A 16,389-nucleotide genomic window follows, 5' to 3' on the forward strand; every position below is an offset into this window, starting at 1 on the left:
AATACTGGTGGAGTTGTGATTGCCAATAATGGCCTTAGCGGGACCAATGTGGTTGACACAAAGCTGCTTGACCAGCCAATTGTTGGGAACAATTAAAAATGACAGATTTGCGTTAAAACCCTATTCTGACTTTAAGTCAATTTAGTCAATTTACAAAGGATGTTTTAAGATGCCGGCAATTATAGGACCAGTTAGTATTATAAATGTTAGCGACGGAATCGTGCAATTTGGAGATACCGTATATATTTCGCCAAAAGCTGTCTCGAAAACAGCCGCGGGTTCTGGTGGGTTTAATACTGGTGGAATTGTGATAGCCAATAATGGCCTTAGCGGGACCAATGTGGTTGATACAAAGCTGCTTGACCAGCCGATTGTCGGGAACAACTAAAAATGACATAAACCTTCAAATTAGGTTTATGTCATTTTTTATTTTTATTAAAGCCTTAAAATATGGGCACCATCAAAGAAAAATAAATATCTCTCGCTTACATTTCTTTTCCAAATTTGTTCGATTGCTTTTGTATATAAATTAATTTGCACTTTGTATCTTTCTTCAAGAATTGGTTTTGCCTGTTCAAACCCGCCTTTAAACCTATCGGTAATTCCATCTGATTTATAATCGATGAGGACAAGACCCCTTTCATCCTCGAGAATGCAGTCGATGATTCCTTGGACAAAGACGGATTCTTCTTCATTCTTCCAATCAGGGTAAACCTCCCCTGCCGGCAAGGCAAGCGTAAAGGGAACTTCTCGATGGATCGCAGCTGCTTGAAAATATCTTCTTCCCAATTCCGTTTGAAAGAATTGAACAATTAACTCAACTGGAATTACTTCTGCCTGTTCAAGTGTTAATAATTCATTATTAACCATCCAGTAAATCTTTTCAGTAATATTTTCCGCTTGAACAGGTTTAGTCAAATCAAGATGCTGCATGACCATGTGCATGGCTGTCCCGCGTTCCGCAGGTGTAATCGATTTTTCCTGCATAAACCTCGGCCGCTTCAGAATCGGTTTCTTCATTCGGCGGACAAGGTCTGTACCGCTTTGCTCATCCTTAAGTTCCGAGAAGCGTTTAATCTCCGAAACCGATTGCTTTGAGCGATGAACAGAAGCCTCTGGATACAGATATACCCATGAAAGTCTGGCTGCAATCTCATCAGAGAGTGCAGAGGACTGGGGAACTTTTTTCCCTGACATGACTAAATCTAAATAGTGGTTTTCTTCTTTCTCCTGAGCGATTACTTGGTTTTGAATTTCATCTGCATGCACAATGGCTATTTTCCAGGAGGAAGGATGCTGGGTAATTTCCTCAGGAACCAGGTCATTTGCCGCACCTACAGCCTTTAATACTCCACTGTCCTGGTGACGGACTATAGCCGGCCCGATCCAGTCTATATAGCTTGAGGCAGAAGCCCGTTCAAAGTCCTTCAGCAGCCAATCCAGATGATTAGCGGAGTCGTTCCACTGATCGATTTTCTTGCTGGCATCTTTTAGTGTGGCTGTCAAATACAGCTTTTCCTTTGCCCTTGTCATGGCCACATATAATACACGCATTTCTTCAGCCAGCATCTCCATTTTCTTTTTACGCTTAAAGGCAATTTGCGGCAGAGACGGATAGGAGATTCGCTTTTCCGGATTAACATATTTAGATGCAAACCCATATTCTTTATCAAGTAAATATGGATTGCGTATATCCGCCATGTTAAAGCTTCGGGCCATTCCCGCCATGAAAACTACTGGAAATTCCAGTCCTTTACTGCTGTGGATGGTCATGACCCTGACAACATCCTCCTGCTCCCCAAGTGCTCTTGCAGCCCCAAGATCATCGCCTCGCTCCATCATGCGCTCAATAAAGCGTAAAAAGCGGAATAGACCGCGAAAGGATGTTTTTTCATAGGCCCGCGCCCTGTCATATAAAGCTCTAAGGTTAGCCTGACGCTGCTTTCCTCCCGGCAGGCCGCCGACAAAGTCATAAAAATGGGTATCGCGGTATAGCTGCCATATAAGCTCTGAAAGCGAGCCCTGCCGCGCCACAGGGCGCCATTCCTTCAATAAATCATAGAAGTGCCGAACTTTTTCATAAAAGGATTCAGAGTGTTCAGCGGGTTTACTCATACAAAAAGAATGAACAGCCTCCCAAAATGATCCCGTTTTTCTGCATAATCGGATTTGCGCCAGCTCTTCCTCGTTCAAGCCCACAATCGGCGACCGCAACACTGACGCTAATGGAATATCTTGAAACGGGTTATCAATGATTCGCAGCAGTGACATCATAATGGCCACTTCTGAAGCCTCGAAATAACCAGTTGACAGGTTAGCATAAATTGGTATCCCTTGTTGCTTGAATTCCTCCATTATCTGTGGAGCCCATGTCATGGAACGAAGAAGAATGACGATATCCCGATACATAACCGGCCGGCCTGACTTCGTTTTTGGATTATACACTTGAGCTCTATTTTCCACTAATTCCTTTATTTTGACCGCGATCGTCCGGGCTTCCAGCTGTGATTGTTCAAGATCGCTCTGATCGAATTCAGCAGGCTGAGCATCATCATCAATCCCCCCTGCCGATTCTGGTCCATCAGTATCGCGATTTTGGTCAATCAGAATCAGCTCAGCAGGAAATGGCTCTTCCTCAGGATAGGGAGCTCCTTTTTTCAATTCAGCAGCTTCATCGTATTCAATTTCCCCAACCTTTACACCCATGATTTGTTTGAAAATATAGTTTGTCGCATCAAGGACTTCCTTACGGCTGCGGAAATTGCGGGCTAAATCAATTCTTAATCCCGAAGCTTCCCCATCGAGCCGAAATCGATTATATTTTGAAAGAAACAGGTTGGGTTCTGCTAACCGAAAGCGATAGATGGATTGCTTTACATCCCCGACCATAAATAAATTGCCTTCGGCCTCGTCCTCTTTAGCGATAAGCTTTAAAATCGTTTCTTGAACCATGTTGGTGTCTTGATACTCATCCACATACACCTCTTTAAAATGACGCCGGTAGGCAAGTCCTGCCTCTGAAGGATGAAAAACCCCTTCTACTGTAATTTCACCTGTCAATATATCAAGGCAATAGTGCTCCAAATCCGCATAATCGACAAGCCCTTTATCCTTTTTTACACTTTCAAAGCGAACAGAAAATTCTTTTACAAGACTGACGATTGTTTGAATAAGCGGCTTCATTTCATCCATATCCCGTAAAAAGCTATCAGGCTTTCGGGAAAAAAGTTCATCCTTCAAATCTTGAAGCTTTTTCTTCGCTTTATCCCGAAGCTTTTGAGCCTTTTCCGTCAATTCTTTATCAAAAGAGTCCCCTTTGACTTGTTTCGCTCTTGAAAATGACCATGCTTGCATAGCGTCATAGAGAACAGTCCAGGATTCCTGTTTTGCCAGCATCAAAGAGTCAATGAGCTGCAGGTCCTCGAGAAAATTTTCCGCTCTGGGAGCCGGACCACCCGGCAGCTTGGCAATTTCTAAAGCTTTTAAAATCATATCCCTGGCAGCCTCTAATTGAAGCTCAATATCAAAGAGAAGTAACTCCACGAAGGGCAGCTCCTCGATATTTTTTACAGCAGAAACGTCATACATATCCACAAGTGACTGCAAATAACCTTGCGGTGAAGGATTTGCCCGGGCAAAATCGTAAATGGACAGCACAATTTCCATTAAGGCGGCATCACTGCGGTCGCTTGTAAAGGAGTCTACTAATCTAAAAAATGCCTCATTATTCTCTTTCCCATATTCCTCTTCAAACAATTCATCCAACACTTCATCCCGGAGCAGCTGAGCTTCTGTGACATCCGCAATTCGGAAACCAGGGTCGACATCGATCAGATAATAATATTTGCGAATGACCTCCATACAAAAAGAATGCAGTGTTGATATGGATGCTTTATTCAACAGGCTGAGCTGCTTTCTTAAATGCCTTGAAGCCGGGTCATTGTCAATTGCTTTTTCCAATGCCTCTCCGATTCGATGACGCATTTCCGCCGCGGAGGCATTCGTAAATGTAACCACGAGTAATTCATCGACATTGATGGGGGCTTCTTCAGCTAGGATTTTTTGGATTATTCTTTCAACCAGCACTGCCGTCTTACCCGAACCCGCTGCAGCCGCAACAAGAATGTCCTTATCACGCGCCTGAATGGCTTTCCATTGGTCATCCGTCCAGGTTACGCCTTCAGGCTTTTTAGGAATAACGATTTTACTCATTCTCATGCAGCTCCTTCCTGATTAACTCGAGTACCTCATCCTTGGCACGCGGGAAAAGAATACGATAATGATTATTTTCAATCGATTCATCAAAATGACAGACAGATTTAAAGGCGCAGAAAGTACATGGTGTTTTGTCCTTTAACTTATATGGCGCAATATCGGTACGGCCTTCCATGATGTCATTTCCTGTTTTCTGATATAAATTGCGAACATAAACCTTTAGATCCTCAAAATCTTGTAAACTCGCAACCTTTGATTTTTTTGATAATTGTCCATCCTTCTTGATTCCGGCAGCGATAATCTGCGAGTCACCTGATTCAAGCGTTTGATCCATGAGTTGGATGACCTGCTGATCGCCAAGCATTAATCCATTCATTTTAAACTTTTTCATGATTTCCTTTTCAATCTCGTCTATGGTCAGCATTTTCGTCGACTGGACAAACGGGTTATGCACGTGGAAATAGAGCACACCTGCCGGGCTTGCCTTCATCTCGACTAATTCATTTGAATGGGTCATAACAATATCAAGATAGGTTAGCATCTGAAGGGCAAGTCCATAATAGACTTCAGTTAAATTGACATCCTTTTCGCTCGACTTATAATCAATGACCCGCAAAAAGATGCTGTTGTCTTCGGCTTTAGCCTGATCAACCCGATCAATTCTTCCTGCAAGCTCCATCCGTTTGCCATTTTTTAATGTGAACGATAAAGGAGGAAGCTTCTCATTCCGGCCAAAGCCGAGTTCCAAGCCAATTGGCGAAAAGCCGCTTACCTTCGCATGCTCGCTCAAAACCACGGAAGCCCGGGTAATAATCTGCTCCAGCTTTCGTTTAATATAATGATGGCGCTCCGAGCTTAATAAGATTTGGTTTTGCAGCTTAGGTGCCAGGCTTTTAACCGCATCTTTCGAAAGCTCCTCACATTGTTTTCTCGATAAGCTTGCCCATGATAAATTTTGTTCAGTAACTGTGTCTGCAATTTGCTTTAAGGCCGCATGAAACAGCTCCCCAATATCCGGGGCTTCAAGGCGGAAAATTTGCCGTTCCTTTAGCCTCAGCCCATGTTGAGCAAAATGGGAAAAGGCGCACGAGTTGTAAAGCTCCATTCTTGAAACGCTGGCCTGAATCGTTTCCCCATACAGGTTATCAGCTGTTTCACTAGCTAATTTTACAGTTTGATTGGCATAAAAAAGACTGGAAAATACCTTTTGCGCCCTGTCTTTCCACTGGCCATCCATATAAAAGTTATAAACATCCCACCAAAGGTCGGGAATCCCATAATGCCGCTTTTTCAATTGAAGCTGGGCATTAAGGTATGAAAGCGTAGCACCAGTATTAGACACAAAGTTCAGCTGCTCTTCTTCTGAAACCTGTGAAGGGTCGACAAGCAGCAGCCGTTCAATAACCTCCGGAAACATATCTTTTATTCTCTTAATATACGAAGAAGGAATTAGCGCTTTTCCTTCATCATTTGCAAGCGGATAACTGATATAAAGCATATCTGTTGGGGCGGTAAAGGCTTTATAGGCAATAAAGTTTTCATCCAGCAAGCGTATTCTGCTGCTTGGCGCAACTGTTATGCCGCCGGCTGCAAGCAGCTCCCGATCCTCGTCTGAAAGAATCCCCTCGTCAGCGATTTTCGCCGGCAGAACACCTTCATTCACGCCAACAACAAAGACAATTTTGACATCATTCAGCCGCGATTTCTCCAAATCACCGACTAAAACCTGGTCAAGGGCCGGCGGAATTAGGGAGAAATGCATGGATTCAAAACCTGCCTCCAAAATAGCTGCAAATGATTTTAAGGAAACAGGCTCCTCACCCAAAACTTCCACATACTGGTCAAGGAGATCGATGACGGCATTCCAAACCTGCTCATGCTCCCGTGCCTTTACCAGATTCCCCTTTTCTTCCGCAGCTATCTTCCATTTCTCAAGCTTAGCCGGAACATCTAATTCTTCTAAAAACAAATAAATAGCCTCACAAAACTTTTTGCCTGAATCTGACTTTTTCAATCTTCTCGACAGCCGAAGAATAGGAGCTGTTATCATAAGCTTCAGCTCATTCAGTTCTTGTTCCATGTTTCTTTCAGCATCTGTTTGAACATTTCGCTCTACATCTAGTCCTTGGTAACGTCGATAAGTCCAGCGATCCTTTTTCGTCCAGCTGCTTCCATTTATTCCGTAAGCTAAACAATAGTTTTCCAGCCGATCCATTCGTTCACGCATTTTCACGGGGTTTTCCTGAAGCGGATAGATTAGCTCTGTTTTTATTACCCTAAAGACCGGGTCATAGCGCCAATAAGAATTGATGACTTCAAGCGTAGAACGAATCAATTCAACAAGCGGATGGCTTTGCATCGTCCGTTTTTGATCAATAAAAAAGGGAATTTGATGGTCGGTAAACACGGGTTCCACTAGTTCATGATATTCCCCGCCGTTTCGAACCAATAGAGCAATATCACGCCAGCGATATCCTTTTAATCGGACTAAATCACGAATCTCACGGGCAATTCCTTCAATTTCAGCCCTTCTGTTTGCCGCTTGGAATAGGTATAAATTTGCTTTTTCATGATATGGCGCAGCAGGCCTGGCATCGAAATGTTCCTCCAGGTAACTTAAAACGCTCCCAGACCATTTTTTTGATCCTTTAAGAATAACAGGCTGCTCGATTGTTATCCCTTCGATTTTTGCTATCTCATTGATTGTAAAACAAGCCTCGCTCGAAGCACGAAACAGGTCTAGTTCATCCGGTCCGAAATCAACCTTAATGGAATCAGTTGTCAATGCAACCGAAACTCTCCTGCATCGCTTCATTAACTCCGCTATCACTTGATATTCCTGGGGAGAAAAGCTGTAAAAACCATCAATATAAATTTCCGCATCTCTTAAATAGTGGGAGGAGGAAATTTTCTCGGAAAGCAGTCGAAAATAATCCTCGGAATCCAAATATTTACCGAAGATTTCATCCTCAACCCTTTGATAAATCAGTTCCACATCACTCAATTTATCCTGCAGGGATTTTGAAGCCGAAGAACCTTCCGCTTCCATCCGGAATGAACCTAGGGCAAGATCCTGAGGGCTGACACAATACCGCCTAAGCTCCGTAATCATTTGCTCTACCTGCTGAATAAAACCGTTTTTATCTGCTGCCCGATTGAACAGTTTCAGCTGTTCCTTCTTTTCATCGATGATTTTACGGATTAGCATACTCATGCCGACAGTGCTTAAATGCATCCGGCTGATCCCGCCTGTTTCCTGCAGGATTCTCCATGCCAAGCGCGGAAAACTAAATACCTGGGCCCGAATCATCCCACCAATATTAGGGTCTGTTGCTAAACGATATTCAGACATGAAGGTCATTTGCTCAGGAACAATATATATAATCGGCTTTCCTTCAGGGTTCTCCGAAAGGCTGCTGGTAATTTCATTAAAAAACATGGCCGTTTTGCCGGTTCCTGACCGCCCGATTACCATTCTTAATGACATGTATTCCCCTCCATCCTCTCCAACTTTACGTATCCTCCATTTTATCATAAAAGAAGCACAAACGTTTGCAATAGCCAGTGATAGATTAAAGCCAAAAATGGTAAAACTAAGCTTTAGATGGCAAAAAATACGATAGTTTACAAGTGTTAGGCTGTCGAAGGGGTCTGTTGATTGGCGCTCCACAAGGAAAGCTTCGGCAGCATAGGCATCGCACGACTGAAAGCGTTAGCTTTTAGGAGGAGGCACTTCGCTTTCCGCGGGCGTGCCGGGGAGCCTCCTCAGCGCCTCTGGCGCCTGCGGGGTCTCCCCTGCCCCGTACTCCCGCAGGAGTCTTCGTGCCTTCCGCGCCAATCAACAGGTGTATTAAATTAAAACTTCAACTTTACAAGATGAAACAAGTATTTTCTTGCCAGAAGACCAATGAAGGACAAAATTGATGGAATCTACGAGGAAATGTCCTTCATAAAGTCGATGAAGGACAAAAGCGAAGGAATCCAAGAGAAACGTCTTTCATAAAGGGGAAACACTTTGCAAGGTTCGACAAAGTGTGTGCAATACTTTAGTTGATTTGCCTCCCTGTTGATTGGAGCGGAGGGCACTCGACTCCTGCGGGATATAGAGGTCACTGGAGACCCCGCAGGCGCTTTTAGCGCCGAGGAGGCTTCAGGACCTCCCCGCGGAAAGCAAGTGCCCGGAGCGGAAATCAACAGGCCCATTAGCAGGGACAATCAAAAATATCGAAACACAAAAAATTGCCGAGAAAAATATCTCGACAATCGATCAATGTTTTACCATCGTGCTTTCCAACTAACTATTTAAAAATGAACGCCCACTTCATCCAACGGCCAGTACCGCAGGTCAACTTTACCGACCACCTGGCTTTCTGAAATGAATCCAAAGTGTCTGCTGTCCCAGCTTCCCAAACGATTATCGCCAAGGACAAATAATTTCCCCTCAGGGACCTTATCTTCACCGGTAATCTCTTTTAAACTGAAATCACCTGTCAATTTCATACCAAGTGCCTCTTGTTTATATTTCTTTAAAAAAGGTTCTTCATATTTATGGCCATTAATAAATAATTGGTCATCCCGATATTCAATTTTGTCGCCGGGAAGGCCGATAATCCGTTTGACAAAATCCTCTTTTTCATTAGCATGAAAAACAATAACATCGAATCTTTCCAGTTCGCCTGTTTGAAAGCCCAGCTTGTTAACAACAAGTTTATTCCCATTCTGGAGAGTGGGCATCATCGATTCACCTTCAACTACGTAATTCGAGAAAAAAAATGTTCGAATAAAAACGAAAATAATAATACCGATTGCAAAAGCCTTAACCCATTCGATTCCTTCCTGTCTCCATTCACTCCTCACTTTATCCCCTCCGTTTTTTTAGTCCTTTCTCCTGGTGCTTCTCCTCCACATGTCCATTTTTTTCATGTTTGTTTAGTCTTGCTTCAATTCTTCTTCCAGCGAACCAAAGAATAAAAATGATAATAAAAACAATAATCGTCCGAAACGGCTGAGTAACCAAGGAGCGAATATCATATCCAATGAAACTAATGGTAAAAATCATCACCATTTTTCCAATGCATACTGCAAGCATATACTGGGCAAAGCTTAGCTTCGAAAGCCCAGCCACAATATTAACCACTGCAGATGGTGTAAAGGGAAAACAAAGCAGCAAAAACAACGGGCCAAACCCATGCCGTTCCACCCAGTCCATCAGCCTTCGGACTTTCTGGTGCCTCGGCAAAAAGGCAAGCAATCGTTTTTGCCCATATTTTCTGATGAATGAAAAGACTAGCAGCGCGCCAATGCAGGCACCCAGCCAGGAATACAGAAATCCCAGCCAGAGCCCAAAAGCACTAGCATTGGCCATCACAAATAAAAATAATGGGAGAAACGGCAGGAAGGCTTCAAGTATCGTCAACAGAATTCCAGGCAAAGGCCCAAGGGCCTTATAGTCCTGAATAAGGTTCATGATATTTTCGAGTGTAAACCAAGCTTTAAATGTTTCAAAATCCATCCGTGTTCTCCTACCCGCTTCTAATTCTATTTTATATCCTAGACAAGTATTATTTTGTAATAAATTGGTGAAGCGCCTCTTTATTTTTTGCAAGATTTATATCCAAAATGGCGCCCTCCCCTTTAACCCGCGTCTCTTCAAAACTGTTATCAACAGGGATCCGTAATGTTTCGACACTTCCCCTTTTATCGGCGAAGAAGTCTTTCCCCATAAAGAGGATATCCGATGTTTTCATATTTGTATTAACGTAAGGAGCCACCACACCTATTAGCTTTGGCAGTTTTGGAAGGGTTTGAATCGCACTTAATTGGTCACCAATGGCCTGTACTGCCTTCTGCTGCCGCTCGACCCGCCCAAAATCACCAATGGCATCATGACGGAAGCGGACATAACTTAACATCTGCTGGCCATTCAACTTTTGCAGCCCGGGCTGCAGCGGTGGATCAACATATGCCGACATTTTCTTCTCCACATCGATTTCTACCCCATGTGGGAACGCTTCATCAATCAGCTGGACAAACCCTTGGAAATCAACAATCGCATAATACTGCAAATCAATATCAAAATTCTGCTTAATCGTTTGCCTTATTAACTCCGGACCGCCAATGGCGAAAGCAGAATTTATTTTATGCTTGCCATGCCCAGGGATGGCCACATAGCTGTCGCGCATAATCGAGGTAAGTTTAAAAGTCCCTTTGTCCTCGTTGTAATGGGCAATCATGATGGTATCTGAGCGAGCTTTTTCTTCCCCGCGCGAATCGCTTCCGAGCATCAGAACATTTGTGTCGCCATACTGATCCTTCTGTCCATCAAATTTATACACTACCTTTTGCTCTTTCGTTTCATTATCAATTTTTTTTAATGATTGATTGACACCCTGTTTATATTGAAAATAGGAGTAAGCCGCTCCGGCCCCAATTAAAAGTAATAACACCAATAATACGGATTTCCATCTTCTCCTTTTCTTATTTCGATGTTTATCAGCTCGCATGTTTATCACCTTAATCTATGTATTTTTGGGTTTCACCACTATATATGACTGTTTTTTTCTATCCTTCGTTTCTTCTTTAATTCATTTTCCCCTATCAGATATCCTTCTATTAATAAAAACTTTCTCATGAATTTGTCGAATATTTCAATTAAAAAGCTCACCTAGAGCAAAGCTAGAAGCGTGGCAGCAGTATTGCATTTATGTTTTCTTTTTTGTAAAATAAAAACAGGAACGTAGGTTCGTATAAAATGAAGGGTGAGATCTTATTATGACGCGAATTCCGGAGAATGACCGTGATATTATGGAAAAAGCCATTTATTTACCAATGGTTTTAACGATCTTAAATAGGGATTTGAATGTGGTGGAGAAGAGTCCATTTAAATTGAAAAAACCATATTTGGAGTTAATCGAAGTAACGATGAAGGCTATTCAGGGGGAATTAGCCGAGGTAAAGCAATATATGAAAAAGAATAAGCTTCAGGTTAGTGAAACCAAACGGGACGATGCCTTTACCATGTACATGTTTATCTATAAAGGTTATGAAGAGCATCATAATTATTTTAATCCGCGCATCCGCAATAAGGTCCAAGAATTAATGGAAACCTACTTATTAAAAAAACACCTGTCCCGTTAACCCGCCACAAAGTCATTTTTATTTATAATCATGTGAATGTTCAGAGGCTTTAATAGGCTTTGGAGCATTAAATAGGTAAGTCATTTTTTTATTACCTTCGATTCTTTGGAGGAGCTTTGTTTTTAATAAGGCCGTTCTTAACATTTGTCCTTCAATAGTCCCAAATGAAACTGAAAAAAGATGCGTTTGTTTATTTTGGAAAGTAACTTGAGTTTGATGAGGCCCTAGACGACGGTAATTCTCAACGTGCTCATGTGAAATCCAAATACATTCGGGGCGGCTCGGTGATGTGGTTGGAAAAAAGAATATATGGTTTGCAGGCTCAATGGCAATAGGAATCTTACGGGAATATCCAATTAGTTGTCTAGTCCCCTTCTTTCTGCTTTCATAATCGACGCCAAAATAGTCGCAGCTTTTTTTGATGATGTCTAATGGTTTAAAAGGTGAAATAAATTCATCATCCACCTCAATAATCTTTGTGTATACTTTACTTCCATATTCCATAGGTGCTAAAAACATGGTACATGAATTAATCTCATACTCTTCAATTTGTTTTTTCAAACTCGTCAACTCCTATTCATATGACTTCCACCATATCTTAACACTTTTATTTCCCAAAGCATTTACTTTTCTGAATTGTTACTAAATTATTCACAAATCCTGTCAAGGAAAAAGTTTTACGAAAATTATAAATACTATTGATAATATTCTAAAAACTCCATATAATAAAAAAAAGCATCAGAGGTGATTTTCTTGAATGAAAAATCCTACACGGACTTAATGAAAGTTGCTGCTATGAAACGGAACCAAAGGAAAGAGAATTTCGTCCAGGACCTCTACATCGACATGCTTTTATCGGAAATCCAGCTTACGGTTGAAAAGGAAAAATTGCTGCGGAAAATTGACTCGGCTATTGATCGTCGGGACAAAAAGTTGTTCATCCTGTTATCGGGCCAGCTTAGGGAAATCAATAAGAAGTTTGGAACTTGAATATTTTCACATTAAACCGTCATTGACGGTTTTTCTTTTTGGCAAGCGAAAAAAGCTGAAGATCAATGATCCTCAGCTTTTTTTAATAAAATTTTATTCTGTTCGATGCTTGACCTCATATTCTTCCAGTTTGGAAATTCGGTCCAGCATTGGCGGGTGGGTGTAGCGGAAAATTTTCACCAGCATTGGCGGATTGACTTGACTTAAGCCGTTGCGTGTCAACTCTTGAAATGATGTGATGGCGGCATCCGGATTTTTCGTCATCTCAATTGCATAGGTGTCAGCCCTTGTTTCCTGATAGCGGGAGACGAGATTTGACAGCGGGCTTGAAGCAAATAGCAGCATTGAGATAATCATGTAAAATAACGGGAGCGACCGTATATCCTTTGTGTCGGAAATTTTCAGTTCTTTTCCAAAGCGGTCAACCGCCCAATTCATCATCCGGTAGGTTACATACAACCCGAGAAGCGATAGCAGCAGGTAGCCAGCAATTCCCCAATATATATGCTTCTCCACATAATGCCCCATCTCGTGAGCCATGATAAATAAAATTTGCTCATCTGAGAGTTTATTTAAGGTAGTATCCCAGAGGACAATCCGGGCATTGGAGCCAATCCCAGCGACGTAGGCATTCATGGCATTTGTTTTTTCCGCCATATTCACCTCAAAGACATGCTCCGCAGGGATATGGGCCTTATCAGCCAATGTCAGGATTTTGGTTTCTAATGCTTTGTCTTTCAAAGGATAAAAGTCATTATATAACGGATCGATAATGACAGGCTGAATAAACATCATAAATAGAGTGAACGGAACCGATAACAGCCAGCCGTAAAGCCACCATCGTTTTTGGCTTTTTCTCATAAGCCAGTATAAGACAGGAACAATAATGAGCCATGTTGCATAATTAAGCCAAAAATCAATCAGTTCGTCCTTCATCCAAGAAGGAAAGGATTGCGTTGAAATATGATACGTTTTTGATAAGGAAAAGCTGATATAGCTTAATGGCAGTACCGCAATAAAGGCAAACAAGGATAACCAGAATAGGTAGACTGGGGTGTGCAGCAGTTTATGTTTCACCGAGTCCTCAGCCCAGCGTTTGAATGCCTTCGACAAGCCAAATAATAAAATCAGAAAGTAAATCAGCCATTCCAGCGGAGTAGATAGGAAAAACAGTAGATTTCTAATTTTCGAATATTCCTCACTCAAGCTAAGTTCTCTTCCATTTAAAAAAGTAGCCGGATCCGCCTTTGTTCCTTCATATTCAAACGGAAGCTTCGGGTCGGCAAACTGGAATAAGTACCAGTAAAAAAATAAGCCATATAAAACAAAGGCCAAAACTGCATAGACCCCCATTTTTCTCGCCATGATTTGTCCCCCTTTGTGTACAACCCTCTATATTTAGTTTAGTTTAAAATGCGGGAAATAGAACTTCATGTTTTTTTTCTTCTAAAATAGTTTCGGTCACGCAGAAATATCTACGTGACCGAATTTGAAAAACTAGCTTATTTCCCCTTAAAAACCGGTTTTCTTTTCTCTCCAAATGCCTGAAGTGCCTCAATTCTGTCTTCTGTCGGGAGTGTCACCTCATATGCCTTGCGCTCAATTTGCAGCCCGGTGTTCAAATCAGTATTCATCCCTTGTTTAACCGCAAATTTCGCCTGCTGTAAGGCCACTGGACCATTAGCAAGGATTTGTGAGCAGAATGCACGACTTTCATCCAATAGCCCATTACCTTCTACCACTCTTGTTAAAATGCCATAGCTAAAGGCTTCTTCTGCCGTTAGCCTTCTAGCAGTTAAAATAAGCTCCAATGCCTTCGCCTGCCCAATCAAGCGCGGCAGCCGCTGTGTTCCCCCTGCCCCCGGAATGATGGCAAGACTCGTTTCTGTCAGCCCCATCAAGGCACCGCTTGCGGCAAACCGAAAATCGCAAGCCAAAGCAAGCTCCATCCCTCCGCCAAAGGCAAATCCATTGATCGCTGCAATCGTCGGCTGCGGCAGCTGGTCAATCGCATTAAAACATTCGTTGATTTTAAACAGATTACGCTTCACCTGTTCATCCGTCAGGCTTTTGCGCTCTTTTAAATCGGCACCGACACTGAATGCCTTCTCCCCTGCACCAGTAAAAATAACAGCCCGTATATCCGGATTGACGCGTATTTCCTCAACCGTATTCTGCAATTCCATTAAAGTTTCATGGTTAAAGGCATTCAGTGCATCAGCGCGATTGATCGTAACAACCGCTATGTGGCTGGCAACCTCAAGTAAAATGGCCTTCATTGATCCTGCACCCCTTTCGCCTTTATAAATTCGAAAAAGGCAAGCTAAAAGCCTGCCTTTTTCATTAAAAAATTTTAGTTCCCAACAGTCTGCGCTACCTGTGTCTTTAAAGCGCGTCTTAAAATTTTACCGGTCGTATTCTTTGGAAGTTCCTCTAGAAAGACAACTGAAGAAGGAACTTTATACTTGGCAAGATGCTCCTTGCAGTAGCTAATCATCTCTTCTTCCGTAAGATCTGCCCTTTTACTTACGACATATGCCTGTACCGCTTCTCCTTGGTTCAGATCCGGAACACCAAGCACCGCAACTTCAACAACATCAGAATGATTATAGATGACTTCTTCTACCTCACGTGGGTATACATTGTAGCCGCCAACGATAATCATATCCTTTTTGCGGTCAACAATATAAAAATAGCCCTCTTCATCCATTCTTGCCATATCTCCCGTATGAAGCCAGCCGTCTTTAATGCTCGCTGCCGTTTCCTCCGGCATTTTATAATAGCCCTTCATTACGTTTGGACCACGGACAATCAGTTCGCCAACCTCGCCGACAGGAACCTCTTCGCCAAGTTCATTCACGACTTTGTTTTCCACATTAACGATGGAAGGTCCGATCGAACCTGCCTTGCGTGGACGATCAAGCGGGTTAAAGCAGGTAACCGGAGAGGCCTCCGAAAGACCATAGCCTTCAGAAATGAGCACATCAAATTTCTTTTCGAAGTTTTCTAATAGGGCAACAGGCATCGCGGCACCGCCGGAAATGCAAAGACGTAATGAACTTAAGTCCTCAGGGCTTCCTTCCGGATATTGAAATAAGAAATTATACATAGTTGGTACACCTGCAAAAACCGTCGCCTGATATTCTTTCGCAAGTTGAAAAATATCCTTCGGGCTAAATTTTGGGGCAATCAATAGAGTTGCTCCTTTTAACAGCGGTGCATTCAAAGCAACCGTTAAGCAAAAGACGTGGAACATTGGCAAGGTTGTAATCACACGGTCGGCATCATTCATTTTCAAATAAGTGCCGACATCACTGGCATTGCTATACAGATTTTTATGTGTCAGCATCGCGCCTTTTGGCTTACCCGTTGTACCTGAAGTATAAAGGATAATGGCAGTATCATCGTCATGAAGTTCAGGACCCTGGAAACTTAATTCACCGGATGCCACCACATCTGTAAACGATTTCATTTTAGGATACACGGTAAATCCCTCAACACCAGGCTGTGCCAATCCCTTTTGCTCTGTTTCGCAAATAATATAGTGGCTCACTTTCGGAAGCATGGTATGAACTTTTTCTGCTAATGGAATCATCAGATCAAGGCCGACAACCACTTTTACATCGCCATTTTTCAGGATATAACCGATCTCATCAGCGGTATAAATCGGATTGACCGGAATAACTGTTGCCCCTAGGCGGAGTGCCCCATACAACCCAATGACAAAATGCGGGGAATTCCCCAGCAATAGTGCGATATGGTCCCCTTGTTTTACCCCCAATTTCTCAAGGCCTGAAGCAAACTTGGTAATCGCCCCATCCAGTTCGGCATATGTACTGGATTTGCCCATAAAGTGGTAAGCAATTTTCGTGGCTGAAGCCTTGGCAGTTTCATGAAGCTGTGTCGATAGATTCATATTCTCTCTCCCCTCAAATGAATGAATGCTCATTCACAAATTCGTAACAATTTTCTAAATATATTATATTGCTAGAAATTTATCTATACAAGTATAATACTTAAAAATTTCAGAAAAAAATAAAAATAGGA

At 42.4% G+C, this 16,389-nt stretch carries 12 protein-coding genes; 3 read left to right on the forward strand and 9 right to left on the reverse strand.

Annotation, left to right across the window (positions count from 1 at the left end):
• Nucleotides 1-169 precede the first annotated feature (169 nt).
• On the forward strand, nt 170-388 hold the full coding sequence (locus tag KHB02_RS06845) for a spore germination protein (RefSeq protein ID WP_213141047.1): 219 nt from the start codon (nt 170-172) through the stop codon (nt 386-388).
• A 47-nt stretch (nt 389-435) separates the two neighbouring features.
• On the opposite strand, the gene addA is transcribed toward KHB02_RS06845, so the two are convergent.
• The 5 genes from addA to KHB02_RS06870 all read right to left on the reverse strand — a co-directional run bounded on the left by addA (nt 436) and on the right by KHB02_RS06870 (nt 10,718).
• Complete coding sequence (gene addA / locus KHB02_RS06850; protein ID WP_213141048.1) at nt 436-4,212, reverse strand: helicase-exonuclease AddAB subunit AddA; 3,777 nt, start codon at nt 4,210-4,212, stop codon at nt 436-438.
• A complete protein-coding gene (gene addB, locus KHB02_RS06855) occupies nt 4,205-7,702 on the reverse strand; it encodes a helicase-exonuclease AddAB subunit AddB (protein WP_213141327.1) in 3,498 nt (1,165 codons plus the stop codon). The genes addA and addB overlap by 8 nt, the downstream gene beginning before the upstream one ends.
• An 815-nt stretch (nt 7,703-8,517) precedes the next feature.
• The gene (lepB, locus tag KHB02_RS06860; protein WP_213141049.1) at nt 8,518-9,072 is read right to left on the reverse strand and encodes a signal peptidase I; all 555 of its coding nucleotides are present in this window, start codon (nt 9,070-9,072) and stop codon (nt 8,518-8,520) included.
• A gap of 1 nt (nt 9,073) precedes the next feature.
• Nucleotides 9,074-9,727: a TVP38/TMEM64 family protein gene (locus tag KHB02_RS06865; RefSeq protein WP_213141050.1), complete on the reverse strand. Its 654-nt coding sequence runs from the start codon at nt 9,725-9,727 to the stop codon at nt 9,074-9,076.
• A 49-nt stretch (nt 9,728-9,776) separates the two neighbouring features.
• A complete protein-coding gene (locus KHB02_RS06870; RefSeq protein WP_213141051.1) occupies nt 9,777-10,718 on the reverse strand; it encodes an LCP family protein in 942 nt (313 codons plus the stop codon).
• 268 nt (nt 10,719-10,986) lie between these two features.
• On the opposite strand from KHB02_RS06870, the gene KHB02_RS06875 reads away from it, so the two are divergent.
• Nucleotides 10,987-11,352, forward strand: coding sequence for a YhjD family protein (locus KHB02_RS06875; RefSeq protein WP_213141052.1), 366 nt, complete (start codon nt 10,987-10,989; stop codon nt 11,350-11,352).
• A gap of 18 nt (nt 11,353-11,370) precedes the next feature.
• Here the strand turns inward: KHB02_RS06875 and KHB02_RS06880 are convergent, their stop codons facing one another.
• Complete coding sequence (locus KHB02_RS06880) at nt 11,371-11,913, reverse strand: competence protein ComK (protein WP_241113755.1); 543 nt, start codon at nt 11,911-11,913, stop codon at nt 11,371-11,373.
• A gap of 183 nt (nt 11,914-12,096) precedes the next feature.
• On the opposite strand from KHB02_RS06880, the gene KHB02_RS06885 reads away from it, so the two are divergent.
• A complete protein-coding gene (locus KHB02_RS06885) occupies nt 12,097-12,342 on the forward strand; it encodes an IDEAL domain-containing protein (RefSeq protein WP_338088268.1) in 246 nt (81 codons plus the stop codon).
• Between the two features lie 93 nt (nt 12,343-12,435).
• Here the strand turns inward: KHB02_RS06885 and KHB02_RS06890 are convergent, their stop codons facing one another.
• The 3 genes from KHB02_RS06890 to KHB02_RS06900 all read right to left on the reverse strand — a co-directional run bounded on the left by KHB02_RS06890 (nt 12,436) and on the right by KHB02_RS06900 (nt 16,258).
• Complete coding sequence (locus KHB02_RS06890; protein WP_213141054.1) at nt 12,436-13,707, reverse strand: M48 family metallopeptidase; 1,272 nt, start codon at nt 13,705-13,707, stop codon at nt 12,436-12,438.
• Nucleotides 13,708-13,844: 137 nt separating this feature from the next.
• Nucleotides 13,845-14,621 (reverse strand): enoyl-CoA hydratase-related protein, encoded by a 777-nt coding sequence (locus KHB02_RS06895; RefSeq protein WP_213141055.1) that lies wholly within the window; start codon nt 14,619-14,621, stop codon nt 13,845-13,847.
• A gap of 74 nt (nt 14,622-14,695) precedes the next feature.
• A complete protein-coding gene (locus KHB02_RS06900) occupies nt 14,696-16,258 on the reverse strand; it encodes a fatty acid--CoA ligase family protein (protein ID WP_213141056.1) in 1,563 nt (520 codons plus the stop codon).
• Between the last annotated feature and the right edge of the window lie 131 nt (nt 16,259-16,389).

The organism is Neobacillus citreus, from assembly GCF_018343545.2.
Taxonomy (GTDB): Bacteria; Bacillota; Bacilli; order Bacillales; family Cytobacillaceae; genus Neobacillus; species Neobacillus citreus.

Bases quoted from the DNA above. Each gene is read 5' to 3' on its own strand.
- addA (WP_213141048.1), bottom strand. From the start codon at position 4,212: ATGAGTAAAATCGTTATTCCTAAAAAGCCTGAAGGCGTAACCTGGACG.
- addB (WP_213141327.1), bottom strand. From the start codon at position 7,702: ATGTCATTAAGAATGGTAATCGGGCGGTCAGGAACCGGCAAAACGGCC.
- KHB02_RS06845 (WP_213141047.1), top strand. From the start codon at position 170: ATGCCGGCAATTATAGGACCAGTTAGTATTATAAATGTTAGCGACGGA.
- KHB02_RS06890 (WP_213141054.1), bottom strand. From the start codon at position 13,707: ATGGCGAGAAAAATGGGGGTCTATGCAGTTTTGGCCTTTGTTTTATAT.
- KHB02_RS06865 (WP_213141050.1), bottom strand. From the start codon at position 9,727: ATGGATTTTGAAACATTTAAAGCTTGGTTTACACTCGAAAATATCATG.
- KHB02_RS06875 (WP_213141052.1), top strand. From the start codon at position 10,987: ATGACGCGAATTCCGGAGAATGACCGTGATATTATGGAAAAAGCCATT.
- KHB02_RS06895 (WP_213141055.1), bottom strand. From the start codon at position 14,621: ATGAAGGCCATTTTACTTGAGGTTGCCAGCCACATAGCGGTTGTTACG.
- KHB02_RS06870 (WP_213141051.1), bottom strand. From the start codon at position 10,718: ATGCGAGCTGATAAACATCGAAATAAGAAAAGGAGAAGATGGAAATCC.
- KHB02_RS06900 (WP_213141056.1), bottom strand. From the start codon at position 16,258: ATGAATCTATCGACACAGCTTCATGAAACTGCCAAGGCTTCAGCCACG.